Origin of the sequence: Streptosporangium sp. NPDC001559 (assembly GCF_042893955.1) — a bacterium.
Taxonomy (GTDB): domain Bacteria; phylum Actinomycetota; class Actinomycetes; order Streptosporangiales; family Streptosporangiaceae; genus Streptosporangium.
Genome location: NZ_JBIAVG010000001.1, coordinates 239,549 through 265,075, shown reverse-complemented (window position 1 = coordinate 265,075; position 25,527 = coordinate 239,549). Strand labels below are relative to the sequence as shown.

Sequence of the window (25,527 nt, the reverse complement as noted above, 5' to 3'; positions counted from 1 at the left end):
GTTATGCACAGCGTTAATGTGGACGTCAACGGATAGTCCCGTAACGCTCAGGTAACGAGCATGTCGAGGAGGTGGGGGGTGAGACAGTCGCTGCTGGCGCTCCTCGCGAAGGAACCTGCCCACGGATACGAGCTGAAACAGGCGCTTGAGCAGATCTTCGGCCGGGCTTACCCGTCGCCGAACATCGGGCAGATCTACGTCACGCTCGGCCGCCTTGAGAAGGACGGCCTGATCCGCGCCGTGGACGTCGAGCAGTCGAACCGGCCGAACAAGAAGGTGTACTATCTGACCGCCGCGGGCCGGGACGCCCTGGACGCGTGGGTCGAGGAGCCGACCGAGGGCCCCAGGGTCCGCGACGAGTTCTTCATGAAGCTCGTCCTGGCCCCCATGACCGGCATCGCCGACCGGATGGCGTTGATCAACCGTCAGCGACGCCACTATCTCGGGCTCATGCGCGACCTCAACGAACTCGCCGACCGGACAGACCGGGAGGACTACGTCGCACTCCTGCTGATCGAGGGGGCCATGCTGCACCTGCAGGCCGACCTCGACTGGCTCGAACGATGTCAGGAGGACCTTTCGTGAGCCACCCCCCGGTCGTCCGTACGGTCAATCTGGTCAAGATCTACCAGAACGGCGCCGTGCCGGTGCCCGCGGTGCGCGGGGTCGACCTGGTGGTCGAGCCGGGACAGTTCGTCGCGATCACCGGTCCCTCCGGCTCGGGCAAGTCGACCCTGGTGCACATGCTCGGCGGCCTCGACCCTCGCACCAGCGGGGAGATCTGGCTGGACGGCAAGCGGGCGGACACCATGAGCGAGAGCGCGTGGGCGTTGCTCAGACGCCGGAAGATCGGCTTCGTCTTCCAGTTCTTCAACCTGGTCGCCAACATGACCGTGGCCGACAACGTCGAGCTGCCCGCGCTCCTGGCCGGGGCCTCGGCCCGCGACGCCAGGGAGCGCAGGGAACACCTGCTCGGCGAGCTCGGACTGACCGACCGCGCCGACGCCTCACCCGCCCAGCTCGCCGGCGGTGAGCAGCAGCGGGTCGCGCTGGCCCGCGCGCTGGCCAACAAGCCGAGCCTGCTGCTGGCCGACGAGCCGACCGGCAACCTCGACAGCCGCAACACCCGCGACGTCCTGCGCCTGCTCGGCCAGGTCCACCGCGACGGGCAGAGCATCGTCCTGGTCACCCACGACGCCCGGGTCGCCAGCCTGGCCGATCGGGTGATCACCCTGCTCGACGGCGAGATCGTCGACGACGGAGCCCTGGGAACCGCCCGCCGCCGCCCGAGGGGTACGGCGGGCGACGTCGTCGAGCTGCGGGGATAGCCCGCGTTGTTCCCGAACACACCCCCGAGCGGAGCGGCCACGTGAGCACCCTGCGGGCCTCGGCCAGATGGGTCAGGGCCGATCTGAGGGCACGACGGGGGCAGGCGCTGCTGACCGTGCTCGCCGTCGCCGGGATCGTCACCGCCCTGATCACCGCGGCGACCCTCCTTGAGGACGGGACCAACCCCTGGCGGGGCCTGTTCACCGAGTCCAAGGGCGCCCACGTGTGGATCCACACCAGGGACGCCCCCCAGGTGGCGGAGCTGGCACGCCTCCAGGGGGTGGCCAGGGTCGCCGGGCCGTACCGGGCGGCGCCGGTGATGCTCACCATGAACGGCAGGCGGACGCCGGTCACGCTGCGCGGGATGGAGGCCAGGCCGCCGGACGTGGCCGTGCCGCTGGTCCGCGCGGGACGATGGCTGCGCCAGGGGGACGACGACGGGGTGGTCGTCGAACGGTCCTTCGCCGAGGCTCTCGGCCTGCGGGTCGGCTCCTCGTTCACCGTGACGGCCCTCAACGGGGCGCTGCACCCGCTGAACGTGGTCGGCCTGGCGGACACGGCCGACCAGGGCTTCTACCCGGAGACGACGCCCGGCCTCGCCTGGACCCTCGGCACGACCCTCGTCAAGATCGAGCCCGCGCCCGGCCGCAGCGAGATGGTCACCGGGCTCAGGCTCGCCGACGGCGAGGACACCCTGCCGGTCGTGCACGGCGCGGTCACCCTGCTGGGCGGGCAGATCCAGCGCATGTCCACCTGGCGTGAGGTGCGCGCCTCGATGGAGCTGGACAACCGGCTGCTCGGCCTGCTGCTGGCGCTGTTCGGCGGCGTCGGCATGGTCGCCGCCGCCCTGGCCATCGCGAACGCCGCCGGCGGCCGGGTGCTCGGCCAGATCCGCGACCTGGCCACCCTCAAGTCCCTCGGCTACACCAGGGGCCAGATCTTCGGCCTGCTCATGGCCGAGCACGGCGCCCTCGGCATGATCGGCATCGCCGCCGGACTTGTCTGCGGGCAGCTCGCCTCCTCCTTCGCGCTGCGGGGCGTGCCGATCCTGCCGCTCTCCCCGATGCCCCTGCTGGCCATCACCGCGGGCACCGCCGTGGTCGTCCTCGTCGCGGTGGCTCTGCCCGCCTGGCGCGGCGGCCGTACCGCGCCCATCCCCGCCGCCCCGGCCGCGCCGCTGCGGGGCCGCCTGTCGCGCATGGCCAGGCTCGCCCTCCTCGTACGGCTGCCGCCCGCCCTGGTGCTCGGCACCCGGGACGCCTTCAGCAGGCGGGCACCCGCGTTCCTGAGCATCTTCGGCCTCGCGGTCCCGATGATGATGATCGTGGTCGGGCTCGGCTGCTGGGCCACCCTGGACGACTTCCTGAGCCACCCGGAACGGGTCGGCCAGGCCGCGGCCCTCACCGTCCGCTCGGACCGGCTGCCGGCCGAGGACGTCGCCAGGCTGGCCAGGGCCGACCCGGACGTCGCGGCCGTCTATCCGGGCAGCGAGGTCTCCGCCCTCGAACCCGAGCAGACCAGGAGCGTGCTCGTGCGCGCCGTCGGCACCTCGGCGGATCCGTACCCCTTCTCCGTGGTCGAGGGGCGGATGTTCGCCGCCAGGGGAGAGGCCGTGGCCGGGCAGGGGCTGCTCGACCTGATGGGGGTGCGCATCGGCGACCGCGTCAGGATGACCGTCGGCGGCACACCGCTGATCGTGCACATCGTCGGCCGGGTGATCGAACCCGAGCAGGACGGCGAGGTGCTCTCCCTGGGGCTGGACAGCCTGGCGGCCAAGGACGCCGTGCCGCCGCAGCTCCACAGCCTGGTGCTGAGGAAAGGGGCCGACCCGGCGACGGTCAGGGCACGGCTGCTGGCGGCCTCGGGTGAGGCGCTGGAGGCACGACGGGTGGTCAACCCCGCCGAGCGGCTCTCGGTCATCCGCGGGGTGATCGTGGCGCTGATCGCCGTGCTCGCGCTGCTCGGCCTGGCCAATCTGCTGACCGCCAGCGCCCTGGGACTGCGCGACCACGCGCTCGACCTGGCGGTCCTCAAGGCGATGGGCCTGACCCCGAGGCAGGTCGCCGCGACCCTGGTCACCGGGACCGGCCTGCTCGTCGTGCTGGGCGTCGTCGCGGGAACCGCCGCCGGGGTCTCGGTCGTCGGCGGCCTGATCGACCTTCAGGGGCACAGCAGCGGCGTCGGGGCGGGTATCGGCCGTACGCCCTCCGCGTTCACCCTGGTCCTGGCGGTGCTGGCCGCGATCGGGGCGGCGCTGCTCGTCGCGCTGATCCCCGCGAGAAAAGCGGCCCGCGCCCGGGTGCCCGTCACGGCCCGCTGAAATGCCGACGCCCGCCGCCCGGGATCACCGGACGGCGGGCACGGGACGCGCCTCACAGCGCCTCACAGGGGCGGGGTCACCCCTGCAGGGAGAACCAGTAGAACCCGTGGCCCGGCAGGGTCAGCAGGTAGGGGAGCTCCCCGACGACAGGGAACGGCACGCCGCCCCTGGCCTCGACCGGCGTCATGCCCTCGAAACGACGCAGATCAAGCTCGACGGGCTGGGGGTACTTCGACAGGTTGTTGACGCACAACATGACGTCGTCGCCGTCCTCGCGAATGTAGGACAGCACCGCGGGGTTGCTCGACCACAGCTCGTTGTAGACGCCGGTGCCGAAGACCGGGTGGTTGCGGCGGATCTCCAGCATCCGCTTGGTGAAGTGCAGCAGGGAGGCGGGGTTGTTCTGCTGCGCCTCGACGTTGACCGCCTGGTAGCCGTAGATCGGGTCCATGACGGCGGGCAGGTAGAGCCGTCCCGGGTCGGCGGTCGAGAAGCCCGCGTTGCGGTCGGGGCTCCACTGCATCGGGGTGCGGACCGCGTCACGGTCCTCAAGCCAGATGTTGTCGCCCATGCCGATCTCGTCGCCGTAGTACATGACGGGGGAGCCGGGCAGCGACAGCAGCAGCGCGGTGAACAGCTCGATCTGGTCCCTGTGGTTCTCCAGGAGCGGGGCCAGGCGGCGCCGGATGCCGAGGTAGGCCCGCATCCGCGGGTCCTTGGCGTACTCGGCGTGCATGTAGTCGCGCTCCTCCTCGGTGACCGTCTCCAGGGTGAGCTCGTCGTGGTTGCGCAGGAAGATGCCCCACTGCGCGGTGTCGGGGAGCTTCGGGGTCCTGGACATGATCTCGGAGATCGGCTCGCGGCTGCCGCGCCGTACGGCCATGAAGATGCGCGGCATGAGCGGGAAGTGGAAGGCCATGTGGCACTCGTCGCCGCCGACAGAGGGGTCGCCGAAGTACTCGACGACGTCCTCCGGCCAGCCGTTGGCCTCGGCCAGCAGCACCCGGTCGGGGAAGAGCCGGTCGACCTCGGCGCGGACCTTCTTCAGGTAGGCGTGGGTTTCCGGCAGCCCGGAACAGGCGGTGCCCTCACGCTCGAACAGGTACGGCACCGCGTCCAGCCGGAAGCCGTCGATGCCCAGGTCGAGCCAGAAGCGCAGCACCTCCAGCATGGCCTCCTGAACCGCGGGGTTGTCGTAGTTCAGGTCGGGCTGGTGGTGGAAGAACCGGTGCCAGTAGTACTGCTTGCGGACCGGGTCGTAGGTCCAGTTGGACTCCTCGGCGCCGATGAAGATGATCGGGGCGTCGGGGTAGCCGGTCGGCTCGTCGGCCCAGACGTAGAAGTCCCCGTAGGGGCCCTCCGGGTCGTGGCGTGAGGCCTGGAACCAGGGGTGCTTGTCACTGGTGTGGTTCATCACCAGGTCGGTGATGATGCGCAGCCCGCGCCGGTGCGCCTCCTCGATGAGCTGGATGAAGTCTCCGAGGTCCCCGAAGTCCGGAAGGATCTTCATGTAGTCGGAGATGTCATAGCCCCCGTCGCGCAACGGCGACTCGTAGAGAGGCAGCAGCCACAAACAGTCCACGCCGAGCCACTGGAGGTAGTCCAGTTTCTCGATCAAACCACGCAGGTCCCCGGTGCCGTCGCCGTTGGAGTCCTTGAACCCACGGACGAGCACCTCGTAGAAGACCGCTCGCTTGTACCACTGCGGATCGGCCGAGACGAAATCCTCGGGCACGGAATCCGGGCAGGGGGATGCATTCATCGTGTTCTCGCTCACAGTGAGAAAGGGCAGGACGAAGTCACCGGAGTGTCCGGCTCATGATGTTTGATGACTGCGCTGGGAGGAGCCGTCATCCCCACGTGCTCCATGCCCCGGCGGACCGAATTCGTGGTTCGGTGCCATCCGTTGTGGCGCTTTCTGGGCCGAAGACTACCAGCCGTGTGAGTGCTGCGAAGCCCTCCCAAAGAGGTACCTCTCCCCGGGGGGACGCGGAATCCCGTCAACTTAGCGTCGCCGGCGCGTAATCGTCCGCTCACCCAGTGTTCCCCGGTGTGAAGAACGCGATGATCAGGGCCTGACCTCGGTGGACGACTCGCGCCCTGTACGGTTCCGCCGGAGGTGCCACATGCCCTTGCACACCGGGTTTTCGAGGAAGAAAACCGGCTTCCGACCCCTCCCGCGCCCCGCTCCGGTGGTGGATTCGGACGCTCACCGAGAGTCATGTAAAGGTCGGACGATCCCCTCGCCTGGATATGCCATCAAAAGGCATGAATTTTTACCTTAAAAACACAAGGGGCCGTAAAATCTACATAAAGGGGATCAAGACCAGGGTGGCGTGAGTTCGGTCAGCCGGTTCTCGTAGTCGCCCAGCCACGCTCCGAACAGCACCAGGCTCCGCACCCAGAACCGGTCGTTCCACCCGTTGAACCGAGCCAGGGCGTCCGGTCCCTCGGCGACCACGGCGTGCAGCTGCTCCGAAAGCAGTGTGGGCACCAGCTCCGCGACCCGGCTCAGCATGCGGTGGCCGTACTCCCTGGCGGGGGCGGCGGCCGAACGCAGCGGCACCCGGCGCAGCGGCTGCTTGACCACGTTGGTCGAGGGCAGGGCGGCGACCCGGGGGTTGGCCGCGTGCAGCAGCTCCCGGTAGAAGGCGCCCCGGGCCTTGCGGGCCACGCCGACCGAGAGCGCGGCGTCGAAGAAGGCCGGGTGCATGAACGGAGCCACGAAGGAGACCTCGGGGCCGACCAGGTTGACCGGGGAACGGGCGATGCCCCGCGCCGTCCTGGTGTGCAGGACGGACAGCGGCAGCTCCGCCCGGTGGCCGTTCAGCATCGAGGTCGCCTGGGTGAACGCGGCCCCGACCGAGGAGGCGATCCAGTCCGCGGCCTCCTCGGCCAGGAACGGCACCGACGGGGTGCCGAGCGCCAGCGAACCGAGCAGCGCGGCCTTGCGCTCGGCCTGCGAGGAGGCCTCCAGGGCGGCCCCGCTGACCATGAAGTTCTTCAGCAGCGGGCCTCCGGCGAGCCCGTCGACCAGGGTGCGCCCCGCCCGGTGCACCTCCCTGGCGAAGGGGGAGTACCAGGCGTGGTGCGGGGTGAGGAACTCAAGGCGCCGCGCGACCGCCAGCGCGTCCCCGGGGTAGGCGGCCGGGTCCTGCTCGATCACCCGGTGCGGCACGCCCAGCTCACGGGTGATCGCCTGGGCGAAGGGGATGTCGGTGTCGGTGCCGTCGTCCGGGCTGGTCGTCCACGACTCGACGTCGGCGCCCCTGGTCACCGCCACCGAGCACAGCAGCCGCGAGTCGTAGCCGCCGCTGACCGGCACCAGCAGGGGCCGCCCGTCGAACTCCTTGTAGACGTCGTGCAGGATCTCCAGGATCTCCCCGGCCGTGTGCCCGGCGTCCAGCGGCTCCTCCCGCAGCCACCTGGGGAGCTCCCTGCGGGTCGAGACCCGCCCTGTGGCCCTCTCGAAGACCAGCGCGCCGGCCCCCGCCAGCCGCTTGACCTCGGCGTAGGGAGTGTCGTCCCGCAGCGGGAAGGTCAGCTTGATGATCGAGGCCCAGGCGTCCCAGTTCACCTCGTACGGCGTGCGCGCCAGCGACAGCAGCGGTTCGAGCAGCGAGGAGAAGTAGACCGTGTCCCCGCGCATGACGTAGTAGACGTCGACCAGCCCGAGCCCGCCCGCGTGCAGGACGATCCGCTCGCCGTCGTCCATCAGCCCGGGCGTCTCGAACTCCTCGGCCACGGAGATCCACGACCCCGCCCCGACCGGCCTGCGCTCGCCCCAGGCGAAGGCCCACGTCCGCTCGTCCCGCCGGTACGGCGGCAGCGGCGCGGAGCTGAACAGCGCGGCCTCCGGCGTCCGCAGAGCGGGCCTGACCCGCGGTCCCGCGCTCCGCAGCGTCTCAAGGGCGGCCTCGTCGAGGTGACCGATGCCGCCGCAGACGTACGGCCTCACATTGAACGTCGGCCACTGCACCGTGCTGACTCCTCTGTGTCGCGATTGAGCAAAGGGTATCCTTTGCCCGGCTCAGAAAACGGAGGACGGCGTGGCGGACGAGCAATTGGAAAGCACCCGGCTGGCGTTGCGGGAGGCCATGGCCCAAGGAGAGCGGGCCGCTGAGCTGGCCAGGCTGCTCGCCGCGGCGGAGGCCAGGCTGGCCGAGGCACAGGACGCGACGGCCGAGGTACGAGGTCTCCAGGAGCGGCTGGACGAGGCCGAGGAACGGCTTCAGAAGGTCCAGGCGGCAGAGGAGAAGCTCCGCAAGGACCTGGCCGAGCAGCGCTACCAGGCCGAGGTGGCCAAGTGGAAGCTGTCCTCGGTGCAGGTGGCCCGCTGGTCCAGGCTCGGCGATGCGATCAGGACCGGCAAGAGCAACCCGGTACGGCTGGCCCGCGGGCTGCGCGGAGCAGCCAAGCCCGCCAAGCGCCCCGCGGCGCCCAAACGGCAGCCGATCCCGCAGCGGGCCACCGGCAAGCCGGTCCCCGGCGCCTCCTTCCAGGCGACCACCTCGACCAGGACGGTCGGCGGCGCCTCGGTCAAGCTCAAGCCCTTCCGCGTGCCGACGGGCCCGAACACCCGCCCGCACCTGACCGTCGCCGTCGTGGCCGAGCCGCACGCGGAGGCGCTGCTGCGCTACGAGTGGCGCCAGAGCACCGGCTTCACCCCGCGCGACTTCGCCAGGGTGCTGGCCGCCGAGGTGCCGCACCTGCTGCTGGTCGAGTCGGTCACCACCGGCCCCTGGGCCGAGGAGCTCGCCGGGGCCGGTGAGGGGCTGCGCGCGCTGCTGGCCTGGTGCGCCGAGCGGGGCATCCGCACCGTCTTCTGGCACACCGGGGGCGAGGTGGCCGCCTTCTCCGCCGCGGCCTCGCTGTTCGAGCACATCGTCACCGCACTGCCCAGAAGCGTGGGCGAATGGGGGGCGGCCCTGGCCTCCTGTGAGCCGGAACCGGGCCGTCGCACCCCCTCGCTCGGCCTGCTGCCCTTCGCCGTGCAGCCCCGCGTGCACAACCCGCTGCCGCTGGCCGGAGACCGCTTCGACCGGGTGCTGACCCTGGAGGAGCTGCTCCCGGCGCACCTGTCCTATCCCGACGTGCTCACCTCCTACCGTTGGCCGAAGGCCGTCGACTGCCCGCCGGGCACCGACCCGTGGCGGATGGCCGAGCTGGCCGCCTGCGGCACGCCGATCGCCGCCTCGCCCTTGGCGGCGCCCGCGCAGCCCGCCGAGCCCCTCCCGCTCGGCGCCACACCCGACACCGGCGCCGAGGCCCGCAGGGCGCACGCGGCACTGCGCCAGGCCTACGCCTCGGGCACGATGAGCCAGAAGGTGGACGACCTGCTCGGTGTCGTCGGCCTGCCCAGTGCCCGCGCCACCCTGAACATCTCGGTGATCATGATCGACAGGGGCGACCTCGACCACACCCTCGCCCAGGTCGTGCCGCAGAAGGGCGTCATCCAGCTCGTCCTGCTCTCCGACGCCGAGGACGCCCTGAAGCGGGCCCGCGACGCCATGCCAACCGGGGTCGAGGTCGTGGTCCGTCCCGGCGACCCCGAGCTGACCACGGGCACCATGCTGAACCGGGCCCTCGACCTGTGCCAGGGCGACCTGGTCGCGGTCATGGACGCCCAGGACGTGTACGGCGAGCACTACCTGACCGACCTGGCCCGCGCCTTCCTGTTCACCACCGCCGACATCGTCGGCAAGGCCGCCTACTACGCCCACCTGCGTGACGTCGCCGCGACGGTGCTGCGCCAGCCGTCCGCCGAGTACTCCTACCTGCCCGAGGTCGCGGGAGCCACCCTGCTGGCCCGCCGGGCCGTACTGCGCGGGATCGGGTTCGCCGACGTCTCGGAGGGGTGGGACGAGGTGCTGATGCGGCAGTGCCGTACGGACGGGGTGAAGGTCTTCTCCGCCGACCGCTTCGGCTACGTCCGCATGCGCGACCGTGATCGCTGGCTCCTCGGCTCCGCCCAGCTCGTCGACTACGGCCCCCCGGAACCCCACGCCCTGGCCTGAACCGTACGGCCTGGCGTCGTCCGAGAGGGGATCGTGGCCATTCGAATACTCTGAGTTGCCAAACACGCACTTGGGGCGACATAAGAAATCTATTATGCTGGGGTGCATTGGCAGATAGTCATCGTCTCTGAGGTGCGGGACTGGCTTCATGAGTTGCGGAAGACGGACAGGCGGACGTTGTTGCTGATCGCCGCCGCTTTGGACAGGGTCGCCGAAGAGGGGCCCGGGTTGGGGCGTCCCCTGGTGGACACGCTCCAAGGATCGGCCCTTCGCAACCTCAAAGAGCTGAGGCCCGGCTCCAGGGGGCGGAGTGAGGTGCGGATCCTGTTCGTCTTCGACCCCTGGCGCCAGGCCGTTTTTCTCGTGGCCGGAGACAAGGCCGGCGACTGGAACAGCTGGTACGACACGGCGATCAAGGCGGCGGAGGACCGCTTCGCTCGATACCTTGAGGAGGAGAAACGGTGAGTGATCGGACAACGTGGGAGGAACTGCGTGCCGAGCTCGTCCGCCCTGAGGATGAGCAGGAGGTCGCCCGGTTCCGCGACGAACTTGTGGTCCGCCAACGCGCCTACCAGCTGGCTGAGGCGAGACATAAGTTCGGACTGCGGCAGGAGGACGTCGCCCGGGCGATGGGAGTGTCCCAGGCTCGCGTCTCACAGATCGAGAGCGGTGTGATCAGCGAGGTGGCCACGCTGGCCGCCTACGTGATGGCACTCGGCGGCCAGCTCAAGATCGTTGCAGACTTCGGCGACTCGTCCATGGTGCTCGACATGCCCCGTGGTCGCCGTACAGGTTGACGACGACAGGGCTTCGGCGGCGACACGTCGTTGAGCGCCCGATGGGTTTTCGCGGGGATGGAACCGGTGTGCTCGGGTATCGTGCCTTTCATGTCGAGCCCTGAGGCATCCAGGACGGGGGCTTTCGGTCACCCGTCAGCCCCCTGAACCACTCAAGACCCTGTCCCGCCGTGCGGCGGTGGTGACAGGAGCGGCCGGGCCGCTGACCGCGGTGACGAGACGTCCCATCCGATCTCTCATCACCCCGGGGTTCCTCGATGCCTCTGCCCGTCTACCTGCTCTCCATGGCGATCTTCGCCATGGGCACGTCCGAATTCATGCTCGCCGGTCTGCTGCCGGACATCGCCGCCGACCTCGGCGTCCCGGTCGCGACGGCGGGACTGCTCACCCCGGCCTTCGCCGCCGGGATGGTGGTGGGCGCCCCGCTCATGGCGGGACTCGCGCGCCGGTGGCCACGGCGGGCCGGCCTGCTGTGCCTCCTCGGCCTGTTCCTGGTCACGCACGTCGCCGGTGCCCTCACCGGTGATTTCGCGGTCCTGTTCGTCACCCGGTTCCTCGCGGCGCTCGCCGACGCGGGCTTCCTGGCGATCGCGCTCACCACGGCCACCGGGATGGTGCCCGCCGACCGGAGGGGCCGGGCCCTGGCCGTCCTGTTGGGCGGCATCACGATCGCGACCGTTGCCGGGGTCCCGGGAGGAGCTCTGCTGGGGACGCTGCTCGGCTGGCGTGCCACCTTCTGGGTGGTTGCGGCGCTGTGCGTACCCTCGGCGCTCGGTGTGGCCTTCGGCGTCCCCTCGGGTACGGCGCGGCCTGACGGGCCGGTTCCCGACCTGCGCCGAGAGCTCGCCGAACTACGACGCCCCAGGCTGGTGCTGGTCCTGTCGCTGGGCGCGCTGGTCAACGCCGCGACCTTCGGCACCTTCACCTTCCTGGCCCCGATCGTCACCGGTGTCGCCGGGCTCGGCCCGCTTTGGGTCTCCGTCGTGCTGGTGCTGTTCGGCCTGGGTTCCTTCGTCGGCGTCACCGTCGCCGGGCGGCTGTCCGACCGGCGGCCCGGCCTGGTCGTCGCGGCCGCCGGGTCGTCGCTGCTCGTCGGCTGGGTCGTCCTCGGGCTCACCGCCGCCGACCCGACCGCCCTGCTGGTCCTGGCCTTCGTCCAGGGGGCGCTCTCCTTCGGCCTCGGGAGCACGTTGATCGCGCGGGTGATCCACGAGGCCCCCGGGGCGCCCACCATGGCGGGGTCCTACGCCACCGCCGCCCTCAACCTCGGAGCCGTCGCCGGTCCTGCCCTCGCCGCGGCCACTCTGACCACCGGCTCCGTGGGAACGGGCCCCGTCTGGGCCAGCGGCGCCCTGGTCGCGACCGCGCTCCTGCTGGCCCTGCCGTTCCGCCGGGCTGTCGTCCAGCCCTGAGCCGTTCGGGGCCTTAGGCTGCCGGGCGTGACGGTTGGTCAGCTCGGTGAGGTGCTCGGGGCGCCGCCCGTACCCCGGGGGACGTGGGAGAAGGAGGCGCTGTACGTCTCCGCGGCGGCGCTTCGGGGGCGGGAGGAGCCCGAGGCGCTGGCGGCGCGGGTGCGGGCCCTGCCGGGGGTCGCCGAGGTCCGGGTACGGCCCGGCGGCTTCCTGGAGATCGTGGTCACGGTCCCCGGGGAACTGCTGACCGAGATCGGGGCCGCCGGGGCGGTGGCTCCCTCCCCGGGAACGGGGTCGCCGTGGCCCGACTTCCCCAGGACGTGGCGGAACCCGGGGTTCACGGTCAGATACGCCTGCGTCAGGGCGGCGGCCGTACAGCGTTGGGCGGGTGAGCTGGGGGTCGGGGGTCCGTTCCTGCCCGAGCTGCTGGACGGGCGGCAGGACAGGGCGGTGCTCAGGCTGCTCGCCGAGCTGTACGGCAGGCGCGGCAGCCGTGATCCCGGCTGGGCCGCCTACGCCGAGCAGCTCGCCCTGGCCTACCACGACGCCTTCGAGCACGCCCCGGCGCTGCCCGTCGGGGACGAGGAGCCCACGGCGCTGCACGCGGCCCGGGTACGGCTGGCGCAGGTCGTACGAGAGGTGCTGACCGAGGCGTTGGCCGCAGTCGGCGAGACAGTTCCCGACAGATTGTGATAAATCCGGTAGTTCAGGAAGACCATAAGGGGGACGGGTGGGAACCGGATCACGGCGTCGGGGCATCGTCGGGTGGGTGCCGGTGGTCCTCATCGTCCTGGTGATCGTCGCCGGTGCCGTCTACATCATTACCAACCTGGAAAGACCAGACGAGACCGCACGGGCGGCGGCCGTGGTCACGAAACCCACGGCGACACCCACGGCGACGCCGACCCGGCCCGCGTGGCTGAGGGTCTCCCACAAGTCCTACCGGGGACTCGGCCCCGTGGACGCCCGGTGCGACCTGCCGGAGTCCCTGAGAACCGGTGCCGAGCCCGAACCGGCGTTGCGGGCACTGGCGCTCTGCCTTGACCGCATGTGGACGGACACATTGGCGAAGGTCGGGGTCGACTACGTCAAACCCGAGATACGCCTGATCCGCACCCCGGAGGAGGCGGCCTGCGCGTCGCTCGCCTTCGAGTGGGGCGGGCTCTACTGCTACGGGAAGAACGTGGTCAACGTGATGATCACGGACGGGGAGCCGACGCCCTGGTTCGTGTTCGCGCACGAGTACGCCCACCACGCGCAGTTCACCGGCGCGATCACCGACAGGTGGATGACGCGGCCTATCGACGACGACATTCTTCGCCGCCTCGAACTGCAGGCCGGCTGCCTGGCCGCGGTGACGCTGCGCACCGTGCTGCCGGAGGAGCTGGAATCCGCGCGGAAGACGTACACGTCCTACATCGGACTGGAGGCGGAGCCAGGGAGGGCCGAGGAACTGGCGGCGATTCTGCGCACGCACGGCTCATGGGCCCACTCCGTCGCATGGATGAAGCGAGGGGAGCGCAAGGGAACGGCGGCCTCCTGTGACACCTGGGTCGCCCCCGCCAGACAGGTGTCCTGACGGCGGAACCGTCCACGAGCACAAAAATATCCTCCTATACCCCTAGAAACCGTGAAAAATACGCGGTTTTTAGGATGATCACGTCTCGATACGTGGGCACGCGTCCCATGGGGATCACCGGGTCCGATAGCCTCGATAGGGTGAGTCGATTCGCCCATCCCGCCGGTGACCGGCACGCCGAAGTGCTGCCCGAGGACCGCCCTCCCCACGTACCCGCCGACCTGAACACGCTCGACCCCACGATCTGGCCGCGAACGGCCGGCCGCGTCGACGGTTCGGTGACGATCGGCGGCGCGGACGTCAGGGATCTGGTGGCACGGCACGGCAGCCCGCTCTACGTGGTGGACGAGGAGGACTTCCGCTCCCGCTGCCGCGACTACCGGGAGGCGTTCGCCGGAGGCGAGGTCCACTACGCGGGCAAGGCGTTCCTGTGCCGCGAGGTCGCCCGCTGGATCATGCAGGAGGGCCTCGGCCTCGACGTGTGCAGCGCCGGTGAGCTGGCCGTCGCGCTGAGCGTCGGCTTCCCGCCCGAGCGGATCACGATGCACGGCAACAACAAGTCCCTGGCCGAGCTGGAGAAGGCCGTCGAGGTCGGCGTCGGGCACATCGTGGCCGACTCCTTCGAGGAGATCGCCCGCCTCGGCTTCCTCGCCGACAAGCACGGCAGGCGTCCCCAGGTCATGATCAGGGTGACCGTCGGCGTCGAGGCGCACACCCACGAGTTCATCGCCACCGCGCACGACGACCAGAAGTTCGGCTTCTCGCTGAGCAGCGGAGCCGCGGCCGAGGCGGCCAGGCGCATCCTCGCCCTGCCCCAGCTCGAACTGGTCGGCCTGCACTCCCACATCGGGTCCCAGATCACCGACACCGCAGGGTTCGAGGTGGCCGCGCGCCGCCTGGCCACACTCCTGGTGCAGATCAAGGAGGAGCACGGCGTCGTCCTGCCCGAGCTCGACCTCGGCGGCGGCTACGGCATCCCCTACGTCGAGGGCGACGTCGCCCCCGACGTCAAGGAGATCGCCGACGGCCTGCGGGAGATCGTGACCAAGGTCGCCCATGCCGCGGGGCTGCCCGTCCCCAAGCTGACCGTCGAGCCCGGCCGCGCCATCGCGGGCCGGGCGGGCGTGACCCTCTACGAGGTCGGCACGATCAAGGACGTCGAGGGGCTGCGGACCTACGTCAGCGTCGACGGCGGCATGAGCGACAACATCCGCACCGCGCTCTACGGGGCGGAGTACACCGCGCGGCTCGCCTCGCGCGAGAGCACGGCCGAGCCGATGCTCTCCCGCCTGGTCGGCAAGCACTGCGAGAGCGGTGACATGGTCGTGCGTGACCTGTGGCTGCCGGGAGACCTGGCCACCGGAGACCTGATCGCCGTCGCGGGCACCGGCGCCTACTGCCGCTCGCTCGCCAACAACTACAACTACCTCCCCAAGCCCGCCGTCGCCGCGGTCAGGGCCGGGGAGTCCCGCGTGATCGTCCGCCGCGAGACCGAGGACGACCTCCTGAGGGGACAAGCGTGAAACGATCCGGAAACGAGAAGAGGAGTGCGGCCGCATGGCTCTGAAAGTTGCCCTCCTCGGATGCGGCGTCGTCGGTTCCCAGGTGATCCGGCTGATGCACGAGCAGGCCGACGACCTGGCGGCACGTATCGGGGCACCGCTTGAGGTGGCGGGCGTCGCCGTACGGCGCATGGGCCGCAGGCGGGACACCGACGTGGACCCCGCGCTGTTCACCACCGACGCCGAGGCCCTGGTCACCCGTGACGACGTGGACATCGTGGTCGAGGTGATCGGCGGCATCGAACCGGCCAGATCGCTCATCCTGGCCGCGATGAACAGCGGCAAGTCGGTCGTCTCGGCGAACAAGGCCCTGCTGGCCGAGGACGGCGCGACCATCCACGCCGCGGCCAAGGCCAACAACGCCGACCTGTACTACGAGGCGGCCGTCGCGGGCGCGATCCCGCTGCTCAGGCCGCTGCGCGAGTCGCTCGCCGGTGACCACGTGCACCGGGTGCTGGGCATCGTCAACGGCACGACGAACTACATCCTCGACAAGATGGACTCCTCGGGCGCCTCCTTCTCCGACGCGCTTGAGGAGGCCCAGGCGCTCGGTTACGCCGAGGCCGACCCCACGGCCGACGTGGAGGGCTTCGACGCCGCGGCCAAGGCCGCCATCCTGGCCGGGATCGCCTTCCACAGCCGGGTGACGGCCGCCGACGTGCACCGCGAGGGCATCACCGAGATCACCGCGGCCGACGTGGCCAGCGCCAAGGCCATGGGCTACGTCATCAAGCTGCTGGCGATCTGCTCCCGTTCCGACGACGGGCGTTCCTTCGGCGTCCGGGTGCACCCGGCCATGATCCCCAGGACGCACCCGCTGGCCGGGGTGCGCGAGGCCTACAACGCGGTCTTCGTCGAGGCGCGCTCGGCGGGGCAGCTGATGTTCTACGGCGCGGGCGCCGGTGGGGCCCCCACCGCGAGCGCGGTGCTCGGCGACCTCGTGGCCGTCGGGCGCAACCGCCTGGCCGGGACCAGGGGCCCGGAGGAGTCCACCTACGCCGACCTGGGCGCGCACGCGATGGGCGAGACCGTCACGCGCTACCACGTCTCCCTGGACGTCGCCGACAAGCCGGGTGTCCTCGCCCGGGTCGCCGACATGTTCGCCAAGCAGGACGTCTCCATCCAGACCGTTCGGCAGGAGGGGCACGGCGACGACGCCCAGCTCGTCCTGGTCACCCACCGGGCCAGTGACGCGGCCCTCTCGGCGACCATCGAGGGCCTGCGGGAGATGGACATCGTCCGTGACGTGGTGAGCGTCATGCGTGTCGAGGGTGAGGACGCCTCCTGACGAGGCAGAAGAGCGCCCTTCCCGGTGGTGGGGAGGGCGTCTCCGTCATAGGGGAGGGCGGCCTGTCGTGAGGATCGCGTACCGGCTGGGCGCGTCGGCGGTCGCGCTGGCCGTACTGGCCGGGGCGCTTCCCGCCAGGGCCGAGACCGCCGAGACCGCCGGGAAGGTCAGGACCGTCGTCTCGCTGACCTTCGACGACGGGGACGCCACCCACGTGGCGGCGGCGCGCCTGCTGGAGCGCAGAGGGATGCGGGGAACGTTCTACGTCAACTCCGCGACCGCCGGCCGCGCGGGCAAGCTGACCCGTAAGCAGGTCGTCGCGCTGGCCGAGGCGGGGCACGAGGTCGGCGGCCACACCCTGACCCACGTCCGGCTGGACGAGCTGACCCGTGCCGAGCAGCGCAGGCAGATCTGCGACGACCGCAGGAGACTGCTCGCCTGGGGGCTGCGTCCCGTCACCCTCGCCTACCCCTTCGGCGCGGTCGACGCCCAGGCCAAGAAGGTCGCGCGGGGATGCGGCTACGACGCCGCCCGCACGGTCGGCGGCCTGAGACAGTGGGGCTGCCCCGGCTGCCCGGAGACCGAACCCCGGCGCCCCCGGGACCGGTACGGCATCCGCACCCCGGGCTCCGTCCGTGAGGACACCTCGCTGCGGCAGCTGAGACAGCTGGTCCTCAACGCGGAACGGGCCGGTGGCGGCGTTCTTCCGCTGGTGTTCCACCGGGTCTGCGACGACTGCGGCGTCTACTCGGTGTCGTCGAAGGTTCTGGACGGCTTCCTGGCGTGGCTGGCGGCCCGCGAACGCCGTGGCACGGTCGTCATGACGCTGCGGGACGCGGTCGGCGCCCGCGGCTGACCTTACGGCGGGCCCGTCAGCCCGTCACGGGACGGGTGAGTGTGAGGAAGACGTCGTCGGGGTCGGGGGCGTGGACCGAGAGCCCGTCCACGGCGAGCAACTGGTGGTCGATCCTGTCGAGCAGGGCACGCAGGGAGCCGACACTGCCGTCGTTCGGGACCCGCAGGGTGAACGCCTCGTCGTCGCCGGGCACGCCGCCCAGGACGCGCACGGCCCATTCGAGCTCCTCGGCGTCGGCGAAGCGCAGGTGGGCGTGGCCGCAGGAGGCCAGGTGCCCCAGCTCCCGTGGGGTTCCCTCGGCGACGATCCTGCCCTGGGACAGGACCGCGACCCGGTCGGCCAGCTCGCCCGCGTCCCGTGGGTGCCGCGTCGTCAGGAAGACCGTGACGCCCTCCGCGGCGAGATCACGCAGAACCCGCCGTACGGCACGGCGGCCACTCGGGTCGAGCCCGCCGGTCGGCTCGTCGAGGAGGACCACCTCGGGGGAGCCGACCAGGGCCGTCGCGATGCCGAGCCGGTGCCGCATGCCGCCGGAGTAGGCGGCGACCGGTATTCCTGAGGTCATTCCTGAGACCTCTGTGAGACCGAGGCGGCCGAGCAGGTCGGCGGCGCACCGCGCGGCCTCGGCGTGGTCGAGCCCGCGCCGTCGTGCGACCGTGAGCAGGTTGTCCTCACCGGTGAGCGAGTCGTCCAGGGGGGAGCGGCGGCCCACGTGCTCCCCTGCGATCCGCACCAGGCCTTCGTCGGCCCCGGTCACCCCGGACAGGATCCGGATCACCGTGGTCTTGCCCGAGCCCTCGGCGCCGAGCAGCGCGAAGACCGTCCCCGAGGGGACCTCAAGGTCGACGCCGTCCAGGACGGTCCTGTCGCCGAACGACACGCGCAGCCCGGACGCCGAGATCGCGAAATTATGCATTCTGTCCCTCGTTTCGCCTTTCAGGACTTTCAGGACTTTCAGGACTTTCAGGACTTTCAGGACTTTCAGGAGCGGTGGATCACGACGTCGCCGTAGTGGGTGCGGGCACGCACCTCGACGGTCTCGTCAGAGGGGGCGGGGCCGTCCACGGCCTCCAGGGTGTTGCGCACGCTGCCGTAGGGCGTGCTCAGGTCGAGCCAGGCGGCGGTTCCCTCCCGGATGCCGACCTTCAGCTTGCCGTAGGAGGTCTCCAGGACCACCGACCCGCGTACGGCCTCACCGATGCGGATGTCTCCGGAGACCGTCCTGGCGTCGACGCCGCCCAGCGCGCGGCCCACGGTGATGTCGCCGTAGGCCGTGTTCAGCCGCAGGTCGCCGGTGACCTCGCCGATGGTGATGCCGCCGTTGGCGGTCCTGACCATCGCGGGGCCGTCGATCTCGCCGATCCTGATCTCACCGTTGGAGGTGGTGACCTCGGTGCGCCCGACGGAGCGGATCACCGTGATGTCGCCGTCGGCGGTGTTCAGCCGCAGCTCGCCGGTCTGGCCGAGCCAGATGTCGCCGGAGACCGTGCGCAGCGTGGACTCGCCGAGCCGCCCCTCGCAGTGGAGGTCGGCCATGGCGTTGACGTCGACGCGGGAGCCCTCTGGCAGGTCGATGACGACCCTGACCGAGCCGTCCCACCCGAGCAGCGAGCCGATCCTGGTCTTGGGGGCCTTGACCAGGAGCCTGCCCTGGTCGTACTCGACCCGGGTCTGCTCGGCGGCCCTGATGTCGGCGCCGCCGTGCTCGTCGGCGGGCCGCACGTCGACGACCGTGTCCGCGCGTTCGGCGGCGTTGAGCCGGATGTGGCCCGCCCCGATGTCGATGACGACGAAGATCGGTTCCGGGGTGTCGAAGGTGGGCATGGCGCTCTCTTCCTGACGGTCGGCTACCGCACCCAGCCGGTGTAGCGCCGTTCGCCCCGCTGGGAGACCCGGGGAGGCGGCGAGGGGCGGGCCCCGGCCTCCAGGGCGGCGGAGACGGCGCGGACCAGCCAGGCGTTGACCGACAGCCCCTCCTTGCCCGCCGCCTCCTCGATGCGCGGCTTGAGGTGCTCGGGGACCCGCAGGGAAAGGCGTGTCGTGCCGCCGTCCTCCGCCTCGGGCGAGGTCTGGGCGGGACCCTGGGCGGTGGGCGCCCCGGCCTCGAAGCCCTCCTCCTCGAACGGCCTGGCCACCGGGGGAGGTGTCACCACGAAGTCGGGGTCGCGCCTGCGCAGCCGTACCTCGACGGAGCCGGGGGCGAGGTCGCGGCTGATCTCGTCGGCGGCGGTGGACAGCGCCTCAAGCAGGACGAGCCTGGTGGTCGACTCAAGGGCGGAGGTGAGCTGCCTGGCGGCGGCGCGCACCTCCTCGCCACCTGTCTCCGCGACGACCGTGAGCTCGCGGCGCAGGTGATCGACGTAGGGCGTCAGGTCCATGACGCCACTATGACGCCATGATGGCGTCATGGCAAGTCCGTGGTGGTGTCACCATGGCGCCGTTTCGGGCATGCCAAGGGGAAAGCCAGGCGTGTCAAGGGGAAAGCAGGGGAAGGCGCGAGGTCAGCGCCCGCCCTCGGCGAGACCCCGCAGCCTGCGGGCCGCACGGCGCAGCAGGGAGCGGTCCCGTTCCCTGCGCAGGGCCACGGCTTCGAGGCGGCGCTGCTCGGCCTTCTCCTTCCATCGGGCGGTGGCGCGGTCGCCCTTGGCCGCCTGGGCGCGCAGCGCGCGTAGCTCGGTCTTGAGCGCGGCGACCTGCTGTTTGGCGCGCTCGGCCTCCCGCCCGTGTCTCTCCGCCTCCGCGCGCCAGCGCACGGCCTCCCTGTTACGGGCCGAGGCCCAGGCCGGATAGGCGCGTGAGGCGGGCCGGAACCGCCAGGTCTCGGCGTCCAGCCAGGTCGCGCCGTACAGGTCGGCGATCACGTCGTCCGGGGACTCGCCCTCGGCCGCGACGCGCAGCGCCCTGGCGACGGCCGAGGTCCGTTCGAGACGCGCGGTGACGACACCGGTCTCGTTCTCGTCGAGCGCGACGAGCAGCAGTCCCTCGTCGTCCTTGTCGGCCTGCTCGACCAGCATGGCCAGGCTCTCGGCCCCCGGTACCCACCCCGGGGGGCAGGTGAGCCTGAAGGGAGCGGGAAAGGAGGTCGCGGGGACGCGCTCGGCCAGGCGCACCCGGCCGTCGCCCGCGTACTGCCCGCGCACCAGCCGCAGGTCGAGCAGCGGGTCGTCCAGCGGCGCCCGGCCCTCCTCGCCGGGCGGACGCGCGTCGAGCAGGGCCCACGGGCCGGTCAGCACGACGCTCACGTCGGACAGGGTGCTCGCCAGCGCGCCGTCCACACTCGCCCTGACGTCCTCGAAGGGGGCGTTCGCCACGTCCACGACCACCTCGACGTACGGCACCAGCCACTGGCGGCCCGGGTCGGAGCGCAGATTGCGCCGGTACGGCACACGGTCGGCGATGAACGGCTCGTTGTGCCGTCTGACCTCGGCGGGCCTGCGCATCGCCGTCGTGGTGCCCAGGTGCCAGCACACGGCCTCGGCGTCGGGGACGAAGACCGCGCCGGTCTGGGTGAGCCGGTAGCCCAGCTCGGTGTCCTCGCCGAGCACCAGGGAGGTGTCCAGCCCGCCGGCCTCCTTCAGCAGGGCGGCGGGCAACGAGACCGTCGCCCCCACGTGGACGCGGTGCAGCAGGGGGCTCGGCGCGTCGCGGAGGCCGCGGTGGGCCGCGACGAGCTCGTCGATCCAGTCGTGCCCGTGCTCGGGGTCCTCCACGAAGAGGCCGTGGGCGCCGCCGTCCGCGACGGCTCCGCTGACCTGGGACGGAGCCGGGAGGGGGCCCGTCGCGGCGGTGAAGCGCAGCCTCCCGAGGACCACCAGGTAGTCGGCCAGGTGGTGCCAGCGCATGTGCGCCTCGACGTGTTCGCGGTAGGGGACGATGTCGGCGTCCATCCTGTGGACCACCTCGCCGTCGGCGACGGCCGCACCGGTCTCCATGGCGCCCGCGATGCCCCGCCTGCCCTGGGGGGAGCGGACGATCCTGGTGCGTTCCGGGGCGATCCCGGGGACACGGAGCGGGGGAACGCTTCCGTCGTCCACGACGACCACCTCAAGCAGGTGGGCGGGGTAGGTCTGGGCGGCCAGGGCGGCCAGCGTGAGGTCGAGCCTGTCCTGTCCGCCCCTGGCGGGGATCACCACGCTCACCGCCATGCGCGGCCGCCACGCGCCGGGCGCGGGCGGCTCCAGCACCCCGTAGTCGTTGCCGGGGATCCGCGTGGTCATCCCGCCTCCACGGGCAGTTCCATCAGCGCGCTCGGCCGGAAGCCGCGCCACTGGCGTTTGTTCCTGCGCAGGAACGTGCCGATGGGCTCCCGCCAGGTGTGTCCCGCGGCGTTGCCGCGCCGCAGCACGTATCCCAGCCCCTGGGTGCGGTAGATCTGCCCGCCCGCGCCCTGTACGGCGTGCTGGAACTGGGCGTCGATCGTGCCGGGAAGCGGGCGGAAGCCCCCCACCGCGTGGAAGGCCGAACGCTCGGTGAGGATGGTCCCTCCCGCGATGAAGTTGGTGATCTGCTCGGTGACCTGTTCCCGGTGGACGGTCACCCCGATCGAGGCGAGGTAGACGAACTCGGGCACCATGCCGACCACCTCGGCCCCCGAGTAGGAGTAGGCCAGCAGCAGGTCGGAGACGAAGTCGGGGCCGTACCAGTCGTCGTCGTCCATCTTCAGCAGGAACGCCCCCGACGCCCTGGCCGCGGCCTCGTTGAGCACCGTGCCGAACACGCTCGCCCGGTCCGCCTCGAACACGGTGAGCGGCCTGGCGAAGGACGCCGCCGCCTCCACCACGTCCGGATGTCCGGAGGGGATGCCGTGCAGGGCGAGGATCACCTCGAACTCGGCTCCGCGCTGCCTGGACAGCTGCTCGAACGCGAAACGCACCATCTCGGGACGCCGGGTCGCCAGCAGCACCGAGACCGGCGGGACGGGGGAGGCGGGGGCGCCGAGCTGCTCCCAGCGGGCCCGTACGCCGTGGACGCGCAGCGCCCGCCTGCGCAGCCGTACGCTGTGCTCCTCACGCGTCAGGTCGTCGGCGAGCGCGGTCTCGTCGGCGGAGGTGATCAGCTCGGCGAGGTCCCGGCCGAGCGCGCCCGCCCACGGGGGCACGGTCTCGCAGACCAGCGGAACCCCGGCGGCGGCGAGCCCGGTGACGACCCGCAGCGCGGCGACCGGCCCGCTGTGGCCCCGCCGCCAGTCCACGCGCACCCCTCTGACCCGCCTGATCCTGGTGACGTCCACGTCGGTCACGCAGCCGGACGCGCCGAGGACGGTGAGCGTGCGGCCCTCACAGGTGATCGCCCAGCGGCCCGACTCGACGGACAGGTCGGCCATGCTGAGCGACGGCACGGTGACGAAGCCCATCGGGTTGACCGAACGGTCGTCGACCGGCGGGATGGTCCTGGGCTCCGACAGGTCTCCCAGGCCGCTGCGCAGGATGCCCGCCCCTCCCGGGCGGCCGAGCCGTTCCCAGCTCATCAGCGCGGCGGCCGGGCGGTCGATCGGGGTTCCCGCGCCCTCCCAGGAGGGCGGCTCCTCATCGGTGACGCGCAGGACCAGGTCGGCTCCCGCGGCGCCGAACCGCTCGGGGACCGGGCCCGTCACCTCGGCGGGGGCGGCGTTGGGATCGCCGGGACGCCAGTGGGCGGCTCCGGGGCCCGCCAGCCCGGCGACCGGGGCCGCGACCGCGACCATCCCGTGCCCGCCGAACGCCCTGGCGGTCGCGGCGAGCGTACGGCCTGCGGGCGTGGGCTTGGCGAACCTCGCCTCGACCGCCCAGGCGTCCTTCGCGGGACGGTGCACCCGCAGTTCGGTCAGCGACCGCCAGCGGTGCGCGGGGACGGGGGAGATCACCGGCGCGGTGTACCAGTACGGGGCCTCCTCGACGGCGACCGTGACCCGTGAGGCCGAGGGGAGCAGGGACTGCAGCGCCGCGGCCCTGCGGACGTCGGTCGGCGTCCTGGCGACGATGAGGACCTCTGTCACGCTGTCCTGGGCTCCGGGCAGCCCGCCGAGGTCGCCGTCGAGGTCCGTCACCCGGTACGGCTCCAGGTTTTCGAGGGTGTCGAACCCGGCGTGGCAGACCAGCAGGCCCCGCGCGTCCCGGCCGCCGAGCAGGTCGGTCAGGAACGACATCAGCCCGCCCTCCTGTGCCGGACGGTCGCGATGATCTCGCCGATCGGGCCGCGCCGCCGTTCGCTCCCGGCCTGTTCGGCCCGCTCGCGCGCCTCCTGCGCCTCCCGGCGCAGGCTCCGCACCTCGCTCTCAAGGCGTTCGGCCTCGCGCTGCCACCTGGCCGCCTCCGCCCGCCATCTGGCGGTGTCCCCGGCGACGGGCCGGGGCCGGTCGGCGGGGGTGAAGCCGAACTCCTCCCCGCCAACCCAGAGGGAGCCGAACATCTCGTGCACCAGGTCGTCCGGGTCGTCCCCGGCGACGAGCGCCGCCCTGGCGAAGGCCGAGGTGCGTTCGAGCCTGGCCGCCGTGACCCCGTTCTCCCGCTCGTCGAGCACCACGCTCAGCAGGCCGTACCCCTCGCTCTCCGCGTGTTCGACCAGTCTGGCGAGGGTGTCGGGGCCGAGGGCCCATCCGGCGGGGCAGGTGAGGCGAAAGGGGACGGGGGCCGCCTCGGGGACGGTCTCGGCGAAGGAGACGCGCGGCTCGCCGCCGTACAGGTTGCGCACCAGGCGAAGGTCGAGCAGCGGCTCGTCGAGGGAGGAACGACGTCCCCGGGGCAGGGCCGACCACGGCCCGGTCACGGTGACGGCGACGTCGGCGAGGGTGCCCGCGAGCGCGGCGTCCACGCTCGTCCTGACCTCCTCGTAGGTGGCCCCGGCCGCGTCCACGACGACGCGCACGTACGGCACCAGCCAGGTCCTGCGCGGGTGGGCGCGCAGCCAGCGCAGGTCGGGGATGAGGTCGGGCAGCACCGACCAGTTGTGCCGGTGCACATCCTTCTCCCTGGTCATGACCGTCGAGGGACCGAGGTGCCAGGCCGTGGCGCGCGGGTCGGGGATGAAGACCGCCCCCGCCTGCGCCAGCCGGAAGCCCAGGTCGGTGTCCTCACCCATGTTCAGCGCGGTGTTCACCCCTCCGGCGGCGCGCAGCAGCGCCAGCGGGAGCGAGGTCGCGGCCCCCGAGTGGAGCAGGTGGGCCCGTGAACCGGCCTCCCGCAACCGCCGGGTCTCGGCGAACCGCTCGGCCCGCCAGGCGTGCGGGGCGGAGACGGGGAAGAGGTCCTCGGCCCGTCCCCGCCGTACGGCCGCGAGGACCTCCTTGGGCCCCGGCGCGTCCCCGGACGGCTCGGGGGTGAAGCGGATGTCGCCGAGCACGACCGTGTACGGGGCCAGGTGGTGCCAGCGCATGTGCGCCTCCACGTGCTCCCGGTCGAGGACCACGTCGGCGTCCACCCAGAGCAGGACGTCCCCGGTCGCCGACGCGGCACCGGTCTGGCGCGCCCAGCCGCGTCCCCAGCGGCCCTCGGGCACCCGGACGATCCGGGTGCGGGCCGGGGCGGGGCCGTCGATCCGCAACGGCGGTTCGCTGCCGTCGTCGGCGACGACCACCTCCGTGAGATGGGCCGGGTAGCTCTGGGCGGCGAGGGAGGCGAGCGTGCGGTCGAGGGACTCCTGGCAGTCGTAGGCGGCGATCACCACGCTCACCCCGAGCCGGGGTTCCCAGTGGCCGGGTTCCGGCGGGGTCAGCGAGCCGTAGTCGTTGTGCCTGACCCTCGGAACCCCTCCGGTGTTCCGGGCGGGGGGAACGGCGACCTGTCCCGTGCCGTCCTCCCCGCCCGTCCTGAGCGCGCCGTCCTCTCCGTCCAGGGACGGGCCGGCCGTACCGGAACCCGCCTCCCGGCGCTCTCGGGCCTCACTCACGCCGCGCCCTCTGGCCTGGCCCGCCAGGGCCCGGCCTCGGCCGCGGCGAGCTTGGGGAGCAGTTCGCTGACCAGCTCCTCCATCTCCCTGCGCCGGGGAACGGCCGTCAGCCGGTCCTCGCCCAGGGAGACCAGGATCGCCCGCAGGTCCTCCTCGTGCCTGCCGCTCTCCTGCCTGAGCAGGGAGACGATCTCGTCGAGCCGTCCGTCCAGCCGTTCGACGGCCGTCCTGACCTTGGCCAGCTCCGCCTCCTGCCGCTTGACCCGGTTGTCGACGCGCTGGGCCTTCCCATCGGTCCTGCGCAGGGTGATGAGGGTCAGCGCCTGGGCGGCCAGCACCGCCACGGCCGCGGCGAGCCCGAGGGCGCCCACGACCGGGACCGCGCCGAGGACCGTGAGCAGGGTCAGCGCGATCACGACCAGCGGGACCGCGATCGTCGTCAGTAGCGTCAATTTTCGGGGCGTGGACATCCGCGCTTACCTTCCGTGCCGCTCTGTCGTTCGT

The 25,527-nt window shown here is 71.7% G+C and carries 21 protein-coding genes; 12 read left to right on the top strand and 9 right to left on the bottom strand.

The features are described from left to right. The first annotated feature begins 78 nt into the window (after positions 1-78). The 3 genes from ACFYY8_RS01215 to ACFYY8_RS01205 are packed head-to-tail and all read left to right on the top strand — an operon-like array spanning position 79 to position 3,649. Positions 79-585 (top strand): PadR family transcriptional regulator, encoded by a 507-nt coding sequence (locus tag ACFYY8_RS01215; protein WP_352009694.1) that lies wholly within the window; start codon positions 79-81, stop codon positions 583-585. Then, positions 564-1,328 (top strand): ABC transporter ATP-binding protein, encoded by a 765-nt coding sequence (locus ACFYY8_RS01210; RefSeq protein ID WP_390035913.1) that lies wholly within the window; start codon positions 564-566, stop codon positions 1,326-1,328. The genes ACFYY8_RS01215 and ACFYY8_RS01210 overlap by 22 nt, the downstream gene beginning before the upstream one ends. Before the next feature lie 41 nt (positions 1,329-1,369). Continuing rightward, positions 1,370-3,649 carry an FtsX-like permease family protein gene (locus ACFYY8_RS01205; protein WP_390035911.1) on the top strand — a complete coding sequence of 760 codons (2,280 nt, stop codon included), beginning with the start codon at positions 1,370-1,372 and terminating at the stop codon, positions 3,647-3,649. Positions 3,650-3,725: 76 nt separating this feature from the next. On the opposite strand, the gene treS is transcribed toward ACFYY8_RS01205, so the two are convergent. Together treS and ACFYY8_RS01195 are read right to left on the bottom strand one after the other, a co-directional pair. Further along, positions 3,726-5,411, bottom strand: coding sequence for a maltose alpha-D-glucosyltransferase (gene treS, locus ACFYY8_RS01200; RefSeq protein WP_390035909.1), 1,686 nt, complete (start codon positions 5,409-5,411; stop codon positions 3,726-3,728). 558 nt (positions 5,412-5,969) lie between these two features. Then, complete coding sequence (locus ACFYY8_RS01195; RefSeq protein WP_390035907.1) at positions 5,970-7,628, bottom strand: asparagine synthetase B family protein; 1,659 nt, start codon at positions 7,626-7,628, stop codon at positions 5,970-5,972. Positions 7,629-7,698: 70 nt separating this feature from the next. Here ACFYY8_RS01195 and ACFYY8_RS01190 point away from each other — a divergent pair, with 70 nt between their 5' ends. From ACFYY8_RS01190 to ACFYY8_RS01150, 9 genes are all read left to right on the top strand, one after another. Next, positions 7,699-9,666 carry a glycosyltransferase gene (locus ACFYY8_RS01190; RefSeq protein WP_390035905.1) on the top strand — a complete coding sequence of 656 codons (1,968 nt, stop codon included), beginning with the start codon at positions 7,699-7,701 and terminating at the stop codon, positions 9,664-9,666. A 102-nt stretch (positions 9,667-9,768) separates the two neighbouring features. Then, on the top strand, positions 9,769-10,131 hold the full coding sequence (locus ACFYY8_RS01185; protein WP_390035903.1) for a type II toxin-antitoxin system RelE/ParE family toxin: 363 nt from the start codon (positions 9,769-9,771) through the stop codon (positions 10,129-10,131). Further along, a complete protein-coding gene (locus ACFYY8_RS01180) occupies positions 10,128-10,463 on the top strand; it encodes a helix-turn-helix domain-containing protein (protein WP_390035901.1) in 336 nt (111 codons plus the stop codon). Before ACFYY8_RS01185 ends, ACFYY8_RS01180 begins: the two co-directional genes overlap by 4 nt. Positions 10,464-10,720: 257 nt before the next feature. Then, on the top strand, positions 10,721-11,875 hold the full coding sequence (locus ACFYY8_RS01175) for a Cmx/CmrA family chloramphenicol efflux MFS transporter (RefSeq protein ID WP_390035899.1): 1,155 nt from the start codon (positions 10,721-10,723) through the stop codon (positions 11,873-11,875). A 27-nt stretch (positions 11,876-11,902) separates the two neighbouring features. Continuing rightward, positions 11,903-12,568: a DALR anticodon-binding domain-containing protein gene (locus tag ACFYY8_RS01170; protein WP_390035897.1), complete on the top strand. Its 666-nt coding sequence runs from the start codon at positions 11,903-11,905 to the stop codon at positions 12,566-12,568. Between the two features lie 76 nt (positions 12,569-12,644). Next, the gene (locus ACFYY8_RS01165; RefSeq protein ID WP_390035895.1) at positions 12,645-13,454 is read left to right on the top strand and encodes a neutral zinc metallopeptidase; all 810 of its coding nucleotides are present in this window, start codon (positions 12,645-12,647) and stop codon (positions 13,452-13,454) included. A 140-nt stretch (positions 13,455-13,594) separates the two neighbouring features. Next, positions 13,595-14,977 carry a diaminopimelate decarboxylase gene (gene lysA, locus ACFYY8_RS01160; RefSeq protein ID WP_390035893.1) on the top strand — a complete coding sequence of 461 codons (1,383 nt, stop codon included), beginning with the start codon at positions 13,595-13,597 and terminating at the stop codon, positions 14,975-14,977. A 34-nt stretch (positions 14,978-15,011) separates the two neighbouring features. Next, entirely contained in the window at positions 15,012-16,304 is a 1,293-nt protein-coding gene (locus ACFYY8_RS01155) for a homoserine dehydrogenase (protein WP_352009683.1), read from the top strand. A gap of 67 nt (positions 16,305-16,371) precedes the next feature. Further along, positions 16,372-17,160: a polysaccharide deacetylase family protein gene (locus ACFYY8_RS01150; protein WP_390035891.1), complete on the top strand. Its 789-nt coding sequence runs from the start codon at positions 16,372-16,374 to the stop codon at positions 17,158-17,160. A 16-nt stretch (positions 17,161-17,176) separates the two neighbouring features. On the opposite strand, the gene ACFYY8_RS01145 is transcribed toward ACFYY8_RS01150, so the two are convergent. From ACFYY8_RS01145 to ACFYY8_RS01115, 7 genes are all read right to left on the bottom strand, one after another. Further along, positions 17,177-18,076 carry an ABC transporter ATP-binding protein gene (locus ACFYY8_RS01145; RefSeq protein WP_390035889.1) on the bottom strand — a complete coding sequence of 300 codons (900 nt, stop codon included), beginning with the start codon at positions 18,074-18,076 and terminating at the stop codon, positions 17,177-17,179. Between the two features lie 65 nt (positions 18,077-18,141). After that, positions 18,142-18,984 carry a DUF4097 domain-containing protein gene (locus tag ACFYY8_RS01140; protein ID WP_390035887.1) on the bottom strand — a complete coding sequence of 281 codons (843 nt, stop codon included), beginning with the start codon at positions 18,982-18,984 and terminating at the stop codon, positions 18,142-18,144. A gap of 23 nt (positions 18,985-19,007) precedes the next feature. Then, positions 19,008-19,538 carry a hypothetical protein gene (locus ACFYY8_RS01135; RefSeq protein WP_390035885.1) on the bottom strand — a complete coding sequence of 177 codons (531 nt, stop codon included), beginning with the start codon at positions 19,536-19,538 and terminating at the stop codon, positions 19,008-19,010. Positions 19,539-19,661: 123 nt separating this feature from the next. Continuing rightward, positions 19,662-21,377, bottom strand: coding sequence for a glycosyltransferase (locus ACFYY8_RS01130; protein ID WP_390035883.1), 1,716 nt, complete (start codon positions 21,375-21,377; stop codon positions 19,662-19,664). Continuing rightward, complete coding sequence (locus tag ACFYY8_RS01125; RefSeq protein ID WP_390035881.1) at positions 21,374-23,284, bottom strand: glycosyltransferase; 1,911 nt, start codon at positions 23,282-23,284, stop codon at positions 21,374-21,376. The genes ACFYY8_RS01130 and ACFYY8_RS01125 overlap by 4 nt, the downstream gene beginning before the upstream one ends. Next, a complete protein-coding gene (locus ACFYY8_RS01120; RefSeq protein ID WP_390035879.1) occupies positions 23,284-25,023 on the bottom strand; it encodes a glycosyltransferase in 1,740 nt (579 codons plus the stop codon). The genes ACFYY8_RS01125 and ACFYY8_RS01120 overlap by 1 nt, the downstream gene beginning before the upstream one ends. Then, positions 25,020-25,493: a hypothetical protein gene (locus tag ACFYY8_RS01115; RefSeq protein WP_390035877.1), complete on the bottom strand. Its 474-nt coding sequence runs from the start codon at positions 25,491-25,493 to the stop codon at positions 25,020-25,022. The genes ACFYY8_RS01120 and ACFYY8_RS01115 overlap by 4 nt, the downstream gene beginning before the upstream one ends. Positions 25,494-25,527: the final 34 nt, after the last annotated feature.